The following is an 18,646-nucleotide window of genomic DNA, read 5'->3' on the forward strand; positions in this document are numbered from 1 at the left end:
CTCAATGAATGGGACGAGCGCCGAGATCCTTCGCGCCCCCCTCGTGGGGGAGATGTCCAGCAGGACTGAGGGGGGCGCTGTCCCGCCGACATCGCAGTTTGGCTGCAATCCTCAAGGTTCGCGAATGCCACTATCACCCGATCTCCGCGCCCAGCCCCGTCATCAGTCCCATGAACTCCGGAAAGCTCGTCGCGATCATCGCTTGATCGTCGATGGTGACCGGCTTCTCGGTCGCCAGGCCCATCACCAGAAAGCTCATGGCGATGCGGTGGTCGAGATGGGTCTGCACCGTCGTATCCCGGCCATTGGGGTGGCCGCCCAATCCCCTGCCACCAGGCTTGCCGCGCACGGCGAGCGAAGCTTCGCCCTCGGTGCAGTCGACGCCGTTGAGTTTCAGCCCGTTGGCGACGGCCGACAGCCGGTCGGATTCCTTCACCCGCAGTTCCTCCAGCCCCTGCATCAGCGTTTCGCCCTCGGCGAAGCTGGCGGCAACGGCCAGCACCGGATATTCGTCGATCATCGAGGGCGCCCGCTCGGCCGGCACGGCGACGCCTTTCAGCTCGGAGTAGCGAACGCGCAGGTCCGCGACGTCCTCGCCACCGGCATTGCGCGGGTTCAGAATGTCGATCTGGCCGCCCATTTCCTGCAGCGTCAGCAGCAGCCCCGTGCGGGTCGGGTTCATCAGCACGTTTTCGATCGTGATGTCCGAGCCCGGCACGATCAGCGCCGCCACGAGCGGAAAACCGGCCGAGGACGGATCGCCAGGCACGGCGATGGTCTGACCGGTCAGCTTGCCCTGGCCTTCGATGAAGATGTGGCGCACGCCGCGCTCGTCGGTCTCGACCGACAGGTTGGCGCCAAAGCCCTTGAGCATCTTTTCCGTATGGTCGCGCGTCATGACAGGCTCGATGACGGTGGTGATGCCTGGCGTGTTCAACCCTGCCAGCAGCACCGCCGACTTCACCTGCGCCGAGGCCATCGGCACGCGGTAAGTGATCGGGGCCGCGTGCTTCGGACCATGCAGGGTGATCGGCATGCGGTCGCCGGGCGTGGCTTTGAGCACCTGCACGCCCATCTGGCGCAGCGGTTCGAGCACGCGGCCCATCGGGCGGCCGGACAAGGAAGCGTCGCCGATGAACGTCGTCTCCATGTCGTAGGTGCCGACAAGGCCCATGGTCAGCCGGGAGCCGGTGCCGGCATTGCCGAAATCGAGCGGACCTTCTGGCTGCAGCAGCGCGCCGTTGCCGGTGCCGCGGATCACCCACTCGGCGCCGCGTTTCTCGATATGCGCGCCCATCGCCTTCATGGCCGCGCCCGTGCGCATCACGTCCTCCCCCTCGAGCAGGCCGGTGATGCGGGTTTCGCCGGAGGCGAGCCCGCCGAACATGAAGGAACGGTGCGAGATCGACTTGTCGCCCGGCACATGCGCCGTGCCGGAAAGGGCTGGTGACTTGCGGGCGGTGGCCGGCTTGGCAGCGGCGGCGTGAGACATGGAATTTCCCTGGACGGATTGCCGGCATGCCGGCGCTTTTCATTTGTTGCGGCGGTCTCGTATCACGGCGGGGCGAAATGGTCATCCCCATGCTCGTCACTTGGCGCGAGGCCTTTCGGTGCTTGGTTTTGCGACGCCGGCTTTTCGCTTTGACAGCGCTGCAAACTGTGGTTAAGGGGACCACTCTTTTATCGACGAGGCTTGCCGTGGCAAAAACCGAACTTGGCACAAAACGCATCGACCCGGAAACGGGCCGGAAATTCTACGACCTGAACAAAGACCCGATCGTCTCGCCCTATACGGGCAAGACCTATCCGCGCTCCTATTTCGAGGAAGGCAAGATCGCCGCCGTCGAGGAGGAAGAGGAAGTGGCTGAGAAGGAAGTGGACGCCGAGGAGGAAGAGGGCGTCGAGGTCGTCTCGCTCGAAGAGGCGGAAGACGACACCAAGAGCGACGATCTTCCCGATCTCGGCGACGACGAGGATGACGTCGATCTCGGCGACGACGAGGATGACACCTTCCTTGCCGACGAAGAGGAAGAAGAAGACGACGTTTCCGACATGATCGGCGTCGGCGACGACGACGACGAGGTCTGACAAAGGCGTCTAACCTAAGCGTTTGCCGGCTTTCACGCCCTGTGAAGAAAAAGCCGCCGATGAAGGCTTGATATCTGGGAATGGCGGGGTTAGAAGCCGCCTGCACTAACGGCGCGGTCTTCCAACCCGCGCCGATCTCTCGCCGGAAACGGCGCCGGCTGACTGCCGGGAGTGGGGCCATAGCTCAGTTGGGAGAGCGCTTGAATGGCATTCAAGAGGTCGTCGGTTCGATCCCGATTGGCTCCACCAGTCGCCTTCCAGGGCTTTCAAGGAAACGCTTCGCTTTCAAAGCCCTCTACCGTGGATGTGTTTCATCTAGCGTGACATATCCGGCCTCTGCTGGCGTCTATTCGCTTCGGCGGCGCATCTCGGACCTGTTCGACCATTGGCGACGCCTGATTTGCACGATCACAGAACATCAGCGCCGAACTCGACGGCAAATCCCGCGTCGATCGCGCTTCGCGCAATGAGATCGCCAAGTTCCCAATCCGTGAGTTCGCAAAGCGGGTACATTCTCCTCACTGCGTGGCTCACCTCGGATATCGAAATGCACGGCCTGTCGACGGTGTCGATCAGGCAGCGGACAATCGCTTGGCGAACGTCCGACAGGGTAGGCGTCTGCGCGAGCGCAGGCATCTCCGCCCTACGAATGGAGCTGCGGCGCTACGCCATCGGCTGAGTTTGTGTCGAAGGCCACGGGTACGCCGTGAACGAGGGATAGGGTCGCCAGCAACTCCTCCAACTCGCGGTCGGTAGCCCTGCATGCGGGCATGAGTGTTCGGATGGCGCGTATTGCCTGCGCAATGGAGAGGAACCGAGCCTTGCCTCTTGAAAGAACATAGGCCTCGGTAGCTCTTTCAACCGTGATGGAGTGAAAAGAGTTGGTCATCGAGAATTCCTCCCTGAACCCTGACCAACATGGTTTACGGCAGGACTTTGGTGGTCTCAACCCTATGTCCGATTCCAGACGATCAGCCAGCCTCTATGCTGAACTGATGTTGCTCCTCTTCGCCATATGCACCATCCGTGAGTTTTATCATTCCGATGCGGTCGACGATCGTGATCTCGCCGCGCTTGGCATGAACCAGCCCCCGATATTCGAGCATTTGGAGGGCGGTGGTAACGCCCGGGCGCCTGGAGCCAAGCATGGTCGCCAGAAATTCATGCGTCAGATAGATGATATCGCCTTCAGCGCGATCGTTAACCATCAGCAACCAGCGGGCGAGCCGTTCCTCGATTTTCGAATGGCCATTGACCAGCGCCGTTCGCGACGACTGGACCAGGAATGCGTGGACGTAGCGAAGCAGCGACGGGCGAAGGGTTTGGCTCTCGGCAATCGCAATGCGAAGATGTTCAACCGGCAGGCACCAGCCGTTGCTGGCGACCTGGATATAGGTTTCATTGGGAGATCGGTCTTGGCCGAGAACGACCGCTAGCCCCGTCATGCCGTCGCGGCCGATGATGCCGACTTCGCTTTGCCGCCCTCCGGTCATGGCGGCGACAACCGAGGCGATGCCCGTCTCGGGAAAATAGACATGCTCGATCGGCTGATACGCGACCTCCAGCCGAGCGTTGAGGGCCAGTTCGACGTGATGCATCGATGGCCATAAAAGCCCAAAATCCTCAGGAGTGAGGGTTTTCAAGACATGGTTGCGAAGCGTGGATTGCGGCATGGCTCTTCTCCCTGACGGGCAAGAGCACGTACCCTCTTACTGTCGGCTGCACCCGGATAAACGGCGGCCGATGGCAGACCTTACGCTCCATACGCGGGCTTGGCAAACGACTGCGCCTGTGTGGAAAGCCAAGAGCATCGACGGTTAGGCGTCCCCGGAGCAGCAGCGCTGCCAGACGCCGAAGAAGGCTTCAGCCGAGAAGGTCCGCGGCGACTTCGAGCGTGTTGCGGAACGACGTCTCGAGGTGGTGTTCCATTGCTTGTGCGGCGCCCTCGGCATCGTGTCGCCTCAGGGCCTCGAGAATGGCTTCGTGCTGCTCGATCGTCTGTTCGCCATAGCCGGGCTTTGGAATGGCCAGATAGCGGCCGCGGTCCATCTGCGCCTTGGAGATGTCGACCGCTCGCCAGATCATCGGCAGGCCGCAGATTTCGGCGATGGTGCGATGAAAGACATCGTCGAGTTGAATCGCGGTGGCATATCGGCCGCGCGCGATCGCGAGCTTGTGCGCCGTCATATTATCCTCCAGCAATTCGGCGGATGCCGGCGTGAGCTTGACGGCCGCGCGCCTAGCGCTCTCCATCTCGAGCGCCCGTCGGATGACGTAGGCCTCCTCGAGGTCGGCGCGGCTGATCGGCGCGACATAGGTGCCGGTCTGCGCCAGGATATTGACCAGGCCTTCGTCGCTGATGCGCTTGACCGCTTCCCGCACCGGGGTTCGCGAAACGCCGAGCGCTTCGGCGATGGCCACCTCATTGATCACCTCCCCCGGCTTCATCTGTCCGACGACGATCAGGTTGCGGATCTTCTGATAGATCTGATCGCGCAGCGGCAAAGCCCGATTGAGGGTCGACGGGTCAAGGTCCATGGCAAATCCGTAGCGTTCGTTCGCCGGAAATGATGGGATTATATTAGAATGTAAATTGGAATGCACCCAATGCGGGGTCGTCCCTGTCGACAATGGAAGGGTTGGTCAAGTCACTCGACGCCTGAAGGAGGCCAATCCTTCCAAGGTGGCGCCGCCATCGTCGACCCCGCCGACCGTCGTCGCCAAGGACAACGTCAACGCGGTCGAGCCGGCGTCCTGACTAGACAAGCCGGGACCGGCCCTATCCGCTCGCAGGGGCATGAGGAAGAATTTCCAATGCCGTGGACGGATTTAGAATAAACTAACTCTACAGAATTTATGGAATAAGCAAATCTGCATGGGCGATCCTTTTCCTGCACAGGACCACGCCATGCCAGCATTTCCGCGTCTACTCTCAACCGTGCCGGACCCGGGCCGCCATTGCCGAACCGCGGGAGGCAGGGCATGACCCAAGATGTTCCCGACCGCATCAAGGTTCTCTGGTTCCTGCCGACGCATGGCGACAGCCGTTATCTCGGAACGACCGAGGGAGGCAGGGCCGTCGATCTGCCTTATCTGACGCAGGTGGCGAAAGCCGCCGACACGCTTGGCTATTACGGCGTGCTATTGCCGACCGGCCGGGCCTGCGAGGATTCCTGGGTGATTGCCTCGGCGCTGGCGCCACTGACAGAGCGGCTGCGTTTCCTCGTCGCCGTGCGGCCCGGCTTGCAGTCGCCGACGCTTGCCGCGCGCATGACCGCCACGCTCGACCGCATTTCCAACGGCCGCTTGCTGATCAATGTCGTCACCGGCGGCGATCCGCTGGAGAACAAGGGCGATGGCATCTTTCTCTCGCATGCCGAGCGCTATGAGGTGACGCAGGAATTCCTCCGAATCTACAAGCGGGTGCTGAGCGGTGAGACGGTCGAGCACGAGGGCAAGCATTTCCGCATCGAGGACGGAAGGTTGCTGTTCCCGCCGGTGCAGGCGCCCTATCCGCCGCTCTATTTCGGTGGCTCATCGGATGCCGGATCGGCAGTCGCGGCGCAGGAAATCGACAAATATCTGACCTGGGGCGAACCCCCGGCCGACGTCGGACGCAAGCTCGATGCCGTGCGCGAACTGGCCGACAAGGCCGGCCGCAAACTCTCGTTCGGCATTCGTCTGCATGTCATCGCCCGCGAAACCACCGAACGGGCTTGGGCCGCCGCCGACAGCCTGATCAGTCGGCTCGACGACGCGACGATCGCTTCGGCGCAGAAAGTCTTCGGCCGCATGGATTCGGTCGGCCAAGCGCGCATGAGCGCGCTGCATGGCGGCAACCGTGACAAGCTCGAGATCGCGCCCAATCTATGGGCCGGCGTCGGCCTTGTGCGCGGCGGTGCGGGAACGGCACTGGTCGGCGACCCGGATACGATCGCCGAGCGCATCGATGAATACCGTCGCCTCGGCATCGACACCTTCATCCTGTCCGGCTACCCGCATCTGGAGGAAGCCTATAGCTTCGGCGAACTGGTGCTGCCGAAACTGCCGACCGATCATCCGGTCAAGTCGGTCGGGTCGTCGGTCAACACCGGGCCGTTCGGCGAGACCATTGCCGGTGACCATCGGCCGAAGTCGCTCGCCAGCGCCTCGTGAACGCGCTGGCTCCGGTCCGCCGATCACGCGTCGCCATAATCGGCGGTGGTTTTTCCGGCGCGGCGGTCGCTTGGCACCTTGCGCGGGCGCATGGGCCGGAGCGCCTGTCGATCTCGGTGATCGAACCGCGTTCCGCGCTCGGCGGCGGTCTTGCCTATTCCAGCGAAGAGCCGTCGCACCGCGTCAACGTCCCGGCCGTCCGGATGAGCATGGTTCCCGAAGACCAGCAGCATTTTGCGCGCTGGCTGGCCGGCAGTGGCGAAATCGAGCGGGACCCCGATGCGCTGTGGAAGAACGGCGACGTGTTTCCGCGCCGGCGCGTGTTCGGTCGCTATGTCGCCGAGCAGCTCGCACCTTGGCTCGGCTCGGGCGCTATCAGTCATGTCGAGGCTCAGGCCACGCGGGTAATTCGAGCCGACGGCGCGGGCTGGACGGTACAGACCTCCGCCGGACCTGTCGCGGCCGACATCGTCGTGCTCGCCGCGACTCATCCTCTGCCGGCCATCCCGGCAGCACTTGCCTTGTTGGCCGAAGCACCTGGCTTCATCGCCGATCCCTACGCGCCGTCGGCACTCGCCGGGATCGGGCCGGAGGCGTCGGTCCTGATCGTCGGCTCCGGACTGACCTCGGCCGACATGGTGGCCGAGCTTGACCGCCGGGGGCATCGCGGCCGCATCCTGGCGCTGTCGCGCCGCGGACTGCGTTCGCGCGGCCACCCGGATATCAGACATGAGCCCTTCGGCGACTTTGCGTCGGTGCCGGCCACATCCGCACTTGGCCTGCTGAAGAACATTCGCGCCACGCTGGCCGCGGCGCGAGCCGCCAACGTCAACTGGCAGTCGGTCTTCGACCAATTGCGCATGCAAGGGCCGGTGCTGTGGTCCGCCCTCGCTCCGCCAGAGCGGACAAGGCTGGTCCGCAAGCTGCGCGTGTTTTGGGACGTGCATCGCTTCAGGATCGCACCGCAGGTGGCTTCCGTGCTCGACCGCCGCCGGACCGCCGGCACATTCGACACCATTGCCGCCCGGCTTGTCGCGTCGAACGACGAGGGCGACAGCCTCGCGGTCAGCTTTCAACGGCGCGGACAGACGCGCATCGAGACGGCAAGCTTCGATGCCGTCATCAACACGACAGGGCCGGCCCATGGGCAGGCGCTCCAGTTAAATCCGGCGCTGCGTTCCCTGACTGAGGCCAGTCTGATCAGGGCGGACGCATACGGGCTCGGCATCGAGACCAGCCTCGATAGCCGCGCCGTCGGTGGTGACGACAAGGCGGTTACCGGGCTTTTCGTCGCCGGTCCGCTGGCGCGAGGCACCTTTGGCGAACTCATGGGCCTGCCGGAGGTTGCTCGCCACGCCCAAAGGGTCGCGGGCGAGATCGCGGGGCTGCTCGACACACTCACTTCAGGTGGACCGGTTGGCCCCAACGTCGGGAGCGTTGCGGGCGCGGGCTGACAACCGCAAGTCGGCATGGCTGGGGCAAAATTGGTATTTCCGTCCCGCAAGAGCGCCAAAAAGGGAAAATCGTCCTTTGTATATAAATTCGATAAACATAATAAATTATGGGGATATCTGGCTGCGGCCGGACCGATCAATAGCCTGACTGGGAGACAATTCATGGCACACGCAGGAACCGACGCGGTCAAATTCGCCTACTGGGTGCCCAATGTTTCGGGCGGCCTGGTGATCTCCGACATCGAGCAGCGCACCAGCCATTCAGCCGAGTACAACCGCAAGCTGGCACAGATCGCCGAAAAGGCCGGTTTCGACTACGCGCTGAGCCAGATCCGTTTCACCGCCGGCTACGGCGCCGACGAGCAGCATGAATCAGTGGCGTTCAGCCATGACCTGCTGGCCGCCACCACGACGCTGAAGGTGATCGCCGCGATCCTCCCGGGCCCTTGGAATCCCGCGCTGGCGGCTAAGCAGATTGCCACCATCAGCTATCTGACCAACGGCCGTGTCGCCATCAATCTCGTCTCCGGCTGGTTCCGTGGAGAGTTCCACGCCATCGGTGAGCATTGGCTCGACCATGATGAGCGCTACCGTCGCTCCGAGGAATTCATCCGTGCGCTGCGCGGCATATGGACTGAAGACAGCTTCACCTTCCGAGGCGACTTCTACCGCTTCAACGAATACTCGCTGAAACCGAAGCCGCCGCGGCCGCTGCCCGAGATCTTCCAGGGCGGCTCGTCGCGCGCGGCACGCGACATGGCATCACGCGTCTCCGACTGGTATTTCACCAACGGCAACACGCCGGCCGAAATCGCCAAACAGGTCGATGATCTCAAGACCAAGGCAAAGGCCAGCAATCATTCCGTCAAGGTCGGCGTCAACGCCTTCGCCATTGTCCGCGAGACCGAGGACGAGGCCAAGGCGGTGCTTGCCGAGATCATCGCCAAGGCCAATCCGGAAGCGGTCAACGCCTTCGGCCACGAGGTCAAGAACGCCGGCAAGGCCTCGCCGGAAGGCGAGGGCAATTGGGCGAAGTCCTCCTTCGACGACCTGGTCCAGTACAATGACGGTTTTCGCTCCAACCTGATCGGCACGCCGAGACAGGTTGCCGAGCGCATCGTCGATTTGAAGCGCGCCGGCGCCGATCTCATCCTGCTCGGCTTCCTGCATTTCCAGGAAGAGGTCGAGTATTTCGGCAGGCATGTCATCCCGCTCGTTCGCCAGCTGGAGGATGCCGAGCAGGCGGCTTCGCTGGCAGCGGAATAGTCATCTCCCCAAGGCTGGCCGGGTAATCCGGCCAGCACCCGAATGAAGGTTTTCAAGCGCGCTCGATCTTTTCGGGCGGCATCGAGAATTCGTGCGCCTGCGGGCGAAATCGAGGACGACTGGAATGCCGTTGCCCAGCTATGCCTTAGGCGCGATGGAAGCCTCGGTCTATGCGCCGGAAGTTTTTGCGCGGGGCCTGCCTTCGGCGGAGCAGCCGTCCGAAGGCCGTACCGTGCCGGTAGCAGGCACCGCGGCTGCCACATCCCCGATGCTTTCACTCGAGGCCATCGGCCTGTCGTTCGGCGGTGTCGTCGCGCTGGCCGACATCGAGCTGTCTGTTCGATCAGGGGAAATCCGCGCCATCATCGGCCCGAACGGCGCCGGCAAGAGCTCGCTGATCAATGTCATCAGCGGTGTCTACCGGCCTGATCGCGGCCAGGTCCAACTCGCCGGAGTCGACTATGCGCAGGTGCCGACGCAGCGGCTGGCCCATCTCGGCGTCGCCCGGACCTTCCAGAACCTTGCTTTGTTCAAGGGACTGAGCGTCCTAGACAATGTCGCCTCCGGCCTTGCCTACAAGGTCCGTTCCAACTTCGCCGGCCAGGTGCTCGGCATCGGACGATCGCGCGGCGAGCGACGTGAGACACGCAGTCGCGCCGATCAGATCCTCGAATTTCTCGACCTCACCGCCGTGCGCGATCGTCTTGCCGGCACGCTTCCCTACGGGCTGCAGAAGCGGGTCGAACTCGCCCGGGCGCTGGTCGCGGAGCCGCGCCTGCTACTCCTCGACGAACCGATGGCCGGCATGACATCAGGTGAGAAGAGCGAAATGGCTGCCTTCGTGCGCGCCGCGCGTGACCGCTTTGCCACCACGGTCGTCCTGATCGAACACGATGTCGGCGTTGTCATGGGCCTTTCCGACCGTATCGCCGTTCTCGATTATGGCCGCAAGATAGCCGACGGCACACCCGACGAGGTCCGCAACGACCAGCGCGTCATCGATGCCTATCTGGGCGTCGCCTCGGACGATGAGGCCCTCTCTCGCAAGGACGGAAGGGCGGGCATATGATCGCCGATTTCGACTATCAGTTCTTCATCGAGGTGCTCGTCGGCGGGCTGCTTTCCGGCGTCATGTATTCGCTGGTCGCGATCGGCTTCGTGCTGATCTACAAGACTTCGGGCGTGCTCAACTTCGCCCAAGGCGCGATGCTGCTGTTCGCCGCCCTCACCTTCGTCAGCCTTGTCGAACGCGGTGTTCCGTTTGCACTGGCGTTGGTGGCAACGTTCGCCACCATGGTGGCGATCGGCATCGCCATCGAGCGCACGGTGCTGAGGCCGCTGACCAACAAGCCGCCGATCACCCTGTTCATGGCGACACTTGGCCTGTCCTACATCATCGAGGGCGCCGCCCAACTGATCTGGGGCACGCAGGTCCATGGCCTTGACCTCGGCATCGAGGATGTGCCGCTGGAAGTCGGCGGGGTGCTGATCAGCCAGTTCGATATCTTCGCGGCGGTGGTCGCGGCCGGCATGGTTCTCCTGCTGTCGCTGTTCTTCCGCTACACCCGCATCGGCCTCGCCTTCCGCGCCGTCGCCGACGACCAGTTCGCCGCACTCGCGGTTGGCCTGCGTCTGCCGCTGATCTGGGCCACCGTTTGGGCGGCGGCCGGCCTGGTCGCGCTGGTCGCCGGGCTGCTCTGGGGCGCCCGCCTCGGGGTGCAGTTCTCGCTGTCGCTGGTGGTGCTCAAGGCGCTGCCGGTGCTGGTGCTTGGCGGCTTCGATTCCATTCTTGGCGCCATTGTCGGCGGGCTATTGATCGGCGCCAGCGAGAAGCTCGCCGAGGTCTTTATCGGCGACTATTTCGGCGGCGGCATCGAGAGCTGGTTCGCCTATGTCGTTGCGCTTGTCTTCCTCTTGATCCGTCCTTCCGGCCTGTTCGGCCAGAAGCTCGTCGAAAGGGTCTGAGCCATGGCCGCGACTACAAGCGACTTTCCCGCCGCTACGGTGCTGCCGAACTGGGCGGTGCCCGCACTCCTGCTCGCATTGGCCTATGGCGTCGTGCCGCTGATCGGCTCGAGCTACCTGTTCGAGGCCATCCTGCTGCCGTTCCTGGCGCTCAGCCTCGCCGGTGTCGGCCTCAATATCTTGACCGGCTACGCCGGCCAGGTTTCGCTGGGCAGCGCCGCTTTCATGGCGACGGGCGTCTTTGCCACCTACAATCTCAACCTGCGCGTCGAAGGCCTGCCACTGATCGGCAGCATTTTTCTCGCCGGCATCGTGGCCGCCGCGATCGGCATCGTCTTCGGCCTGCCGAGCCTGCGGCTGAAAGGTTTTTACCTCGCGGTTTCGACGCTTGCCGCGCAGTTCTTCGTGCAATGGGCGCTGACCAAGTTCAGCTGGTTTTCCAACAACTCTGCATCCGGCGTCATCGACGCGCCGAGGCTGTCGATTTCAGGCTTCACACTCGACGGCCCCGTCGGCCGTTACTTCTTTGCACTGACCATCGTCGTCGTCCTGACCTTCTTCGCCTATCGGCTGGTGTCGTCGCAGACCGGACGAAACTTCATCGCCATCCGCGACAACGAGACCGCCGCTCGCATCATCGGCATCCCGGTCTTGAAGACCAAGCTTCTGGCCTTTGCCGTCTCGTCCTTCGTCATCGGCGTCGCCGGTGTCATCTGGGCGTTCGCTTATCTCAGGACCGTAGAGCCGGATGGCTTCGATCTCGACCGCTCGTTCCAGATAATGTTCATCATCATCATCGGCGGCCTCGCATCGATCCGCGGCGCGTTCTTCGGCGCCGCCCTGATCGTGGTCTTTCCGCTCGCATTGTCGCGCCTCGGCGGCTTCCTGCTTGGCGATGTCTTCGACTCGGGCGTCCTCGACATGAGCCAGCGCGTCGTGCTCGGCGTCCTCATCATCCTGTTTCTGATCCTCGAACCCGACGGGCTGGTGGCCTTGTGGGACAGGATCCGAAGACGGCTTCTGTTCGCCTGGCAATCGACCTGAGCCCTCGCACTGCAAAATCCTATTCGAAGATGAACCAGAGGCCGGATCAAAGACGGCCGATACCGGGAGTACCCTAGCCATGACCTTCCTCAGCTCCATCAAGGCGGCGGCATTGTCCGCGGCGATGATCGTGTCGGTGGCCTTGCCATCCGCTCATGCCGACGAGCAATATTTCCCGCTGCAGAGCTATCGCGTCGGACCCTACGCGGCCGGCGGCACCGGCTTCTTCGGCGGCTTCATCGACTATCTCAACCTCATCAACATCCGCGACGGCGGCGTCAACGGCGTCAAGCTGACCTGGGACGAGTGCGAGACCCAGTATGAGGTCGAGCGCGGCGTCGAATGCTACGAGCGGCAGAAGAGCCATGCGGGTGCCGCTGCCTGGAACCCGCTCTCGGTCGGCATCGCCTATGCGATGATCGACCGCATCACCGCCGACAAGGTGCCGCTGATCACGGTCAACCACGGCCGCACCGACTCCACCGACGGGCGCGTCTTCCCTTACGTCTTCCCGCTGCTACTCAACCCCTACAGCGAGACGTCAGGCATCGTGAACTACATCGCCGCCAAGGAAGGCGGCATCGACAAGCTGAAGGGCAAGAAGATCGTCGTGCTCTATCACGGCTCGCCCTACGGCAAGGAAACCATCCCGATCTATGATTTGCTGGCGCAGAAATACGGCTTCACCGTGCAGCAGATCGAGGTGCCGCATCCCGGCAACGAACAGCAATCGCAATGGCTGACCATCCGCCGCGCCAAACCTGATTTCGTCGTCCTGCGCGGCTGGGGCGTGATGAACCCGGTGGCGCTCAAGACGGCGGTCAAGGTCGGCTACCCCGTCGACCACATCGTCGGCAATGTCTGGTCGAATTCGGAAGAGGACGTCATCCCCGCCGGGGATGCCGCCAAGGGTTACACCGCCATCACCACCCAGGCCTCGGGCAGCACCTATCCGGTGGTGCAGGAGATCGTGAAGACCGTCTACGGCGCCGGCAAGGGCAATCTCGAAGACAAGTCGCGCATCGGCTCGGTCTACCACAATCTCGGCATCGTCAACGGCATCCTGAATGTCGAGGCGATCCGCGTCGCGCAGGAGAAGTTCGGCCATCGCACGCTGACCGGCGACGAAGTCCGCTGGGGCTTCGAACACCTCAAGCTCGACCCGTCCAAGGTAGAAGCGCTCGGGGCCAAGGACCTGTTCCACTCGATCAATGTCAGCTGGGACAACCACGAGGGCGAGGGCTACGTGACCTTCCAGCAGTGGGACGGCAAGAAGTGGAACGTCGTTTCCGACTGGATCGCGCCGGATTGGGCGCTGCTGCGGCCGATCATCGAGAAGTCGGCCGAGGCCTATGCCGCCGAGAAGGGCATCAAGCTGCGCACGGCCGACGATGCCAACGCCGTGACCACCAACTGATTTCCGGGCGGGCGCCGTGGACACCGTCCTCGGCGCCCGGCGCATCCGCAAAGCACGGGAACAGCCATGCCGAACGACGACATCATCCTGGCCGTGGACGCGGTCCACGCCAGCTATATCAACGCCATCACGGCGCTGCATGGCGTCAGCTTCGAGATCAGGCGGGGCGGGATTCTGGCGCTGCTCGGTGCCAACGGCGCCGGCAAGACCACCACGTTGAAAGCCGTCTCCAATCTGCTGCCGGCAGAGCGCGGCCAGGTCAACGCCGGTTCTATCCGCTATGATGGCTCGGATGTCTCTCACCGCAAGCCGGGCGATCTCGTACGCGCCGGGCTGGTCCAGGTGCTGGAAGGCCGTCACTGTTTCAAGAGCCTCACAGTCGAGGAAAACCTGGTCGCCGGCGGCATCGGCCGCAGCGGCCGCCGCGCCGAGATCAACGCGGACCTCGAACGGGTTTATTCCTATTTTCCGCGCCTCAGGGAAAAGCGTCGGACATTGTCCGGCCTCACCTCCGGTGGCGAGCAGCAGATGACTGCCATCGCCCGCGCGCTGATGTCGCGGCCGCGCCTGCTGGTTCTCGACGAGCCCTCGATGGGGCTTGCCCCGCTCACCGTGCAGGACATTTTTCAGACGCTGAAAAAACTCAACCGCGAGACCGGTCTGTCGATCCTGGTCGCCGAGCAGAACTCGGCGGTCGCGCTTCGCTATGCCGACCACGCCACTGTGCTCGAAAACGGCGTCTCAGTCCTATCCGGCGCGGCCGCCGATCTTCGTCAGCGCGAGGATATCAGGGCGCTCTATCTCGGCCAGCAGCCGTCGCCCGCCGCCAAGCCATCCCGTCTCCACGCCGTTGCCTGAACCGCATTTTGAAGGAGCAATGAAATGACCGTCTCGACCGTCAAGACAGACCATGCTTCCGCCGCCGTACCGCCGGTCGCAAGGCCCTCGGCACCAGCACACATCATCAGGGACGATGCGGAGGCGATCGCCGTCGCCCATGCGCTCGCCGCCGAATTCATCAAGGACTCGTCCAGGCGCGACCGCGAGCGTATCTGGCCGGTTGCCGAGCTCGACGCCTTTTCCCAAAGCGGCCTGTGGTCGATCAATGTGCCGAAGGAATTCGGCGGGCCGGAACTGTCCTATGCGACGCTGGCCAAGGTGATCGAGATCATCTCGGCGGCCGATTCCTCAATCGGCCAAGTCGCGCAAAACCATCTCGGCGTCATCGCCGCCATTCGCACCGTGTCGGATGTGGAACAGCAGAAACTGCTGTTCACCGAGGCGCTGAAGGGCACCCGGTTCGGCAACGCCTTTTCCGAGTTCGGCTCCAAGCGCGCCGCCGATTTCGAAACCCGCTTCACCGATGCCGGCGACCATGTCGTCGTCAACGGCCGCAAATTCTATTCGTCCGGCGCGCTGCTTGCCCATCTGGTGCCGATCGTGGCGCTCGATGACGAAGGTCGCGCCTGGTATGCCATCGCCGACCGCGGCGCGCCCGGCCTGACCGTCATCGACGACTGGTCGAGCTTCGGCCAGCGCACGACGCTCTCCGGCACTGTCATCATAGACAACGTTAAGGTGCCGAAGACGTATCTGGTGCCGGGCTACAAGGGCTACGACAAGCCGACCGCCGACGGCGCCATCTTCCAGATCATCCAGGTGGCGGTGGACACGGGGATCGCCCAGGCGGCGATCGACGAGACGGTTCACTTTGTCAGGACCAGGAGTCGCGCCTGGATCGACAGCGGCTTCGACAATGCCTGGGATGATCCCTACACCATCCAGGCTATCGGCGACCTCACGCTGCGCCTGCACGCGGCGCAGGCGCTGCTCGAAAAGGCCGGTCATGCCATCGACAAGGCGGTGGCCGAGCCGACAGCCGAAACGGTCGCGCATGCCCAGATCGTCACCGCGGAAGCAAAAATTCTGTCGACCGAGATCGCCATCGCCGCAACGAACAAGCTGTTCGAACTGGCCGGCACGCGCTCGACGCTGGCCGAACACAATCTCGACCGCCATTGGCGCAACGCCCGCACGCACACGCTGCACGATCCGGTGCGCTGGAAATATTCGATCCTCGGCAAATATTTCCTCAACGGCGAAAATCCGCCGCTGCACGCCTGGAGCTGATCTGCCGGAGGCGGGCGGCGCGCGCTGCGGTCGACCTGGTCGTCGCCGAGTGGCTTTGCCCTGACGGTCATCCCCTTCGGGATGCCCGCGGCGGGTGACCGCTTACGCGCAATTTACGACCATCGGTTACACCGGTTCCTGTCTGATTCGCCCAGGACAGGAACACCATGAGCAAAGCCCTCACGACCTTCGCCCTCGTCGCCGTCTTGACCGCCTTGCTCATGGCGCTGAGCCTTGCGGTGGCCCGCCACGGCTATCCCTATGGCGTGATCGGCGTCAAGCGTCTCGACGGCATCGCCGACGCCGGAACGTTCATTCCGCTTGCCGCGGCCTTTTTCTTCAGCGCGCTGTTGATGATGATCCTGCCGATCCGCGCGGCCAGTATCGTCCTCCTCCATGCCGCCGATGCGATCTTCTGGACTGTCATCGTGCTGCTCGCCACCATCGTCGGCGGCCTGCTGGCCCGATGGGCCTTCGGTCAGGGCAGCGCCCTTCTGGCGCTGTTGAACTGGCGGTTCCTGTTTGCCGTGGCGGTCGTCGGTTGCCACTTCGTCATGAACGAGTTGCGCCGCAACGTGCTGCTGCGCAGCCTGTTCTTCGTGATCTTTGCCGCCGCCACGGTGGCCTGCCTGTTCTGGTCGTTTACGCTTTAGCCGGAACCCACCATCCTATCGCCGCCTGGTCTTCGTTCCATGGCGAAGCGCTATTGGGATCACGAGTTCGGAGTCTTCGACTACCGGCCGCCGGAGACCGCTTTCGCGACGTAGCGCGAAAAATCCTCGACATCCGCAGCCGAAGGCTCCTGGCCGGTGAAGCTGCGCAGATACGCGGCAACATGCGGCAGGCGGCTGCTCATCGGCTCGTTGAGTTCGAGCGCATAGTAGCCGATCTGCATGAAATAGAGCACGCGAGCGCGAACGAACGCGTCTTCCTCCTCATAGCCATGACGCAAGAACATGCCGCGGATGGCAGTGACGCGTTCTTCGTCGGCCTCGTCGAGCGCACGCCGGATGCTGGGGGAGCGGCGAGCCCATGCCCGGATGGCGAAATCCAGCCGGGGATCGAACAGCTTTTCGTCGACCCAGCATTCGAAAATGCTCATCACCCCGCGCATGACAGTCGCGGAAGGGCGTGCGGCACGCTCGACGATGAATCGGGTATTGGTCTGCCGCCAGTGGTCCAGCAATTGGTCGAGCAGATCCTGCCGGCTCTTGAAATACCAGTAGAAGCTCGAGCGCGAGACATCGAGTTGCTGGCCAAGCGTCAGCACACGGACGCGTTCGACACCGTCCGAGATCAGGGTATCAAGCGCCAGCTTCAGCCAGTCTTCGCGAGTAGCCTTGATGTTGCCGGTGGCGGCGGCGCGCTGGATCGTCGTTTCGAGTGCTGCCATCTCGACGACGCATGACACGCCACACAAGGCAAATCAAGATTGTGGACATATCTGTACAGGGCCCTCCGGCCTTGACCCGGAGCGCTGCCCGCCCATGTTAGCCGGATTGCTTGGCGAGGCGGCTCTGTCGCCGCTGCCCCGAAGGCATGAGCGCAGCCCGGGGATTTTTGTCGCGGTCTCCAGACACAGTGCGCGCTTTCCCGCAAGGCAATTGTCTGGCAAATACCACTTCAGACAGATGCCGCCGCGCGGCCAACAGCCAGGAAGGCAAGGACATGACAGCGTTTCGAAAGAACCTCATCGATGGTGAATGGGTCGGCGATGCCGGCTCCCGCAACATCAACCCCTCGGATACCGGCGACGTCGTCGGCGAATATGCTTCGGCGGGGGTCGAACAGGCGGGCCAGGCGATAGCGGCGGCCAAGGCGGCGTTTCCAGCGTGGTCCCGTTCCGGTCCGCTGGCGCGCCATGCGGTGCTGAAAAAGGCGGCCGACGAGATCGTGGCGCGCAAGGACGAACTCGGCCGCAATCTGGCGCGTGAGGAAGGCAAGACGCTGGCCGAGGGCATTGGCGAGACCATCCGCGCCGCCCAGATATTCGATTTCTTTGCCGGCGAAACATTGCGCCTGTCGGGAGAGGTGGTGCCAAGCGTGCGGCCGGGCGTCGGCGTCGAGATCACGCGCGAAGCGGTCGGCGTGGTCGGCATCATCACACCGTGGAATTTCCCTATTGCCATTCCCGCCTGGAAGATCGCTCCGGCGCTGGCCCATGGCAACACCATCGTCTTCAAACCGGCCGAGCTCGTTCCCGAAAGCGCCTGGTCCATCGTCGACATCCTGCATCGCGCCGGCCTGCCCAAGGGCGTGCTCAACCTCGTCATGGGCAAGGGCTCGGTGGTCGGCCAGGCGATGCTCGACAGTCCCGACGTCAACGCCATCTCCTTCACCGGCTCGGTGGGAACCGGCAAGCGCGTCGCGGCGGCAAGCGTCGAGCACATGCGCAAGTTCCAGCTTGAAATGGGCGGCAAGAATCCGCTGGTCGTGCTCGACGATGCCGATCTCGTGGTCGCTGTCGATTGCGCGCTAAACGGCGCCTTCTTCTCGACCGGCCAGCGCTGCACGGCCTCGTCGCGTTTGATCGTCACCAAAGGCATCCACGACCGTTTCGTCGACGCGCTCAAGGAGCGCATGGATAAGCTGGTGATCGGCGACGCGCTCGACGCGCGGACCCAGATCGGCCCGGTCGTCGACGCGACCCAGCTTAAGCAGGACGAAGACTATATCGCAATCGGCGTCCGCGAAGGCGCCACGCTCGCTTTCGGCGGCGAACGGCTCGACCGCAAAACGCCGGGCTTCTATCTCAAGCCGGCGCTGTTGACCGAGGCCACCAACGCCATGCGCAGTTCGCGCGAGGAGATTTTCGGCCCCGTCGCCAGCGTCATCCGGGTCCAGGATTATGACGAGGCGCTTGCCGTTGCCAACGACACTCCGTTCGGCCTGACCTCTGGCATTTGCACGTCGAGCCTCAAGCACGCCACGCATTTCAAGCGCAACTCCGAAGCCGGCATGGTGATGGTCAACCTGCCGACGGCGGGCGTCGATTTCCACGTTCCTTTCGGTGGTCGCAAGGGTTCGAGCTTCGGTCCGCGCGAACAGGGCCGCTATGCCATGGAGTTCTACACCACGGTAAAGACCGCCTATACGTTCGCGGGATGATCTGGCGCGCCGGCCGACC

General features: G+C 63.4%; 17 protein-coding genes and 1 tRNA gene. 13 read left to right on the forward strand and 5 right to left on the reverse strand.

The window, feature by feature from the left end; translation table 11 throughout:
* Positions 1-133: 133 nt before the first annotated feature.
* A complete protein-coding gene (aroA, locus tag ACVWWD_RS10550) occupies positions 134-1,492 on the reverse strand; it encodes a 3-phosphoshikimate 1-carboxyvinyltransferase (protein ID WP_457103056.1) in 1,359 nt (452 codons plus the stop codon).
* A gap of 206 nt (positions 1,493-1,698) precedes the next feature.
* On the opposite strand from aroA, the gene ACVWWD_RS10555 reads away from it, so the two are divergent.
* The gene (locus tag ACVWWD_RS10555) at positions 1,699-2,088 is read left to right on the forward strand and encodes a TIGR02300 family protein (protein WP_023772436.1); all 390 of its coding nucleotides are present in this window, start codon (positions 1,699-1,701) and stop codon (positions 2,086-2,088) included.
* Positions 2,089-2,261: 173 nt separating this feature from the next.
* Positions 2,262-2,337 (forward strand) — tRNA-Ala (locus ACVWWD_RS10560).
* Between the two features lie 159 nt (positions 2,338-2,496).
* Here the strand turns inward: ACVWWD_RS10560 and ACVWWD_RS10565 are convergent.
* The 3 genes from ACVWWD_RS10565 to ACVWWD_RS10575 form a co-directional block, all read right to left on the reverse strand.
* A complete protein-coding gene (locus ACVWWD_RS10565) occupies positions 2,497-2,724 on the reverse strand; it encodes a hypothetical protein (protein WP_352552102.1) in 228 nt (75 codons plus the stop codon).
* Positions 2,725-3,059: 335 nt separating this feature from the next.
* Positions 3,060-3,761 carry a Crp/Fnr family transcriptional regulator gene (locus ACVWWD_RS10570; RefSeq protein ID WP_023772439.1) on the reverse strand — a complete coding sequence of 234 codons (702 nt, stop codon included), beginning with the start codon at positions 3,759-3,761 and terminating at the stop codon, positions 3,060-3,062.
* Between the two features lie 190 nt (positions 3,762-3,951).
* Positions 3,952-4,626 carry a GntR family transcriptional regulator gene (locus ACVWWD_RS10575; RefSeq protein WP_023772440.1) on the reverse strand — a complete coding sequence of 225 codons (675 nt, stop codon included), beginning with the start codon at positions 4,624-4,626 and terminating at the stop codon, positions 3,952-3,954.
* A 444-nt stretch (positions 4,627-5,070) separates the two neighbouring features.
* Here ACVWWD_RS10575 and ssuD point away from each other — a divergent pair, with 444 nt between their 5' ends.
* The 10 genes from ssuD to ACVWWD_RS10625 all read left to right on the forward strand — a co-directional run bounded on the left by ssuD (position 5,071) and on the right by ACVWWD_RS10625 (position 16,172).
* Entirely contained in the window at positions 5,071-6,243 is a 1,173-nt protein-coding gene (gene ssuD, locus ACVWWD_RS10580; protein ID WP_352552105.1) for an FMNH2-dependent alkanesulfonate monooxygenase, read from the forward strand.
* The gene (locus ACVWWD_RS10585) at positions 6,240-7,697 is read left to right on the forward strand and encodes an FAD/NAD(P)-binding protein (protein WP_457103057.1); all 1,458 of its coding nucleotides are present in this window, start codon (positions 6,240-6,242) and stop codon (positions 7,695-7,697) included. Before ssuD ends, ACVWWD_RS10585 begins: the two co-directional genes overlap by 4 nt.
* 162 nt (positions 7,698-7,859) lie before the next feature.
* Entirely contained in the window at positions 7,860-8,963 is a 1,104-nt protein-coding gene (sfnG, locus tag ACVWWD_RS10590; protein ID WP_023781689.1) for a dimethylsulfone monooxygenase SfnG, read from the forward strand.
* 124 nt (positions 8,964-9,087) lie between these two features.
* Positions 9,088-10,032 (forward strand): ABC transporter ATP-binding protein, encoded by a 945-nt coding sequence (locus tag ACVWWD_RS10595; protein WP_352552109.1) that lies wholly within the window; start codon positions 9,088-9,090, stop codon positions 10,030-10,032.
* Entirely contained in the window at positions 10,029-10,928 is a 900-nt protein-coding gene (locus tag ACVWWD_RS10600) for a branched-chain amino acid ABC transporter permease (protein WP_031240233.1), read from the forward strand. Before ACVWWD_RS10595 ends, ACVWWD_RS10600 begins: the two co-directional genes overlap by 4 nt.
* Positions 10,929-10,931: 3 nt before the next feature.
* A complete protein-coding gene (locus ACVWWD_RS10605; protein ID WP_023772448.1) occupies positions 10,932-11,972 on the forward strand; it encodes a branched-chain amino acid ABC transporter permease in 1,041 nt (346 codons plus the stop codon).
* A gap of 79 nt (positions 11,973-12,051) precedes the next feature.
* Positions 12,052-13,389, forward strand: coding sequence for an ABC transporter substrate-binding protein (locus ACVWWD_RS10610; protein WP_352552111.1), 1,338 nt, complete (start codon positions 12,052-12,054; stop codon positions 13,387-13,389).
* A gap of 66 nt (positions 13,390-13,455) precedes the next feature.
* The gene (locus ACVWWD_RS10615) at positions 13,456-14,247 is read left to right on the forward strand and encodes an ABC transporter ATP-binding protein (protein ID WP_352552788.1); all 792 of its coding nucleotides are present in this window, start codon (positions 13,456-13,458) and stop codon (positions 14,245-14,247) included.
* A gap of 24 nt (positions 14,248-14,271) precedes the next feature.
* Complete coding sequence (locus tag ACVWWD_RS10620; protein WP_023772451.1) at positions 14,272-15,519, forward strand: SfnB family sulfur acquisition oxidoreductase; 1,248 nt, start codon at positions 14,272-14,274, stop codon at positions 15,517-15,519.
* Positions 15,520-15,686: 167 nt separating this feature from the next.
* Positions 15,687-16,172, forward strand: a complete 486-nt coding sequence (locus ACVWWD_RS10625; RefSeq protein WP_023772452.1) for a hypothetical protein — start codon at positions 15,687-15,689, stop codon at positions 16,170-16,172.
* An 80-nt stretch (positions 16,173-16,252) separates the two neighbouring features.
* On the opposite strand, the gene ACVWWD_RS10630 is transcribed toward ACVWWD_RS10625, so the two are convergent.
* Positions 16,253-16,912: a TetR/AcrR family transcriptional regulator gene (locus ACVWWD_RS10630; RefSeq protein WP_352552790.1), complete on the reverse strand. Its 660-nt coding sequence runs from the start codon at positions 16,910-16,912 to the stop codon at positions 16,253-16,255.
* A gap of 275 nt (positions 16,913-17,187) precedes the next feature.
* On the opposite strand from ACVWWD_RS10630, the gene ACVWWD_RS10635 reads away from it, so the two are divergent.
* The gene (locus ACVWWD_RS10635) at positions 17,188-18,627 is read left to right on the forward strand and encodes an aldehyde dehydrogenase family protein (RefSeq protein ID WP_352552792.1); all 1,440 of its coding nucleotides are present in this window, start codon (positions 17,188-17,190) and stop codon (positions 18,625-18,627) included.
* Positions 18,628-18,646: the final 19 nt, after the last annotated feature.

It is taken from the genome of Mesorhizobium sp. URHB0026, assembly GCF_054059755.1.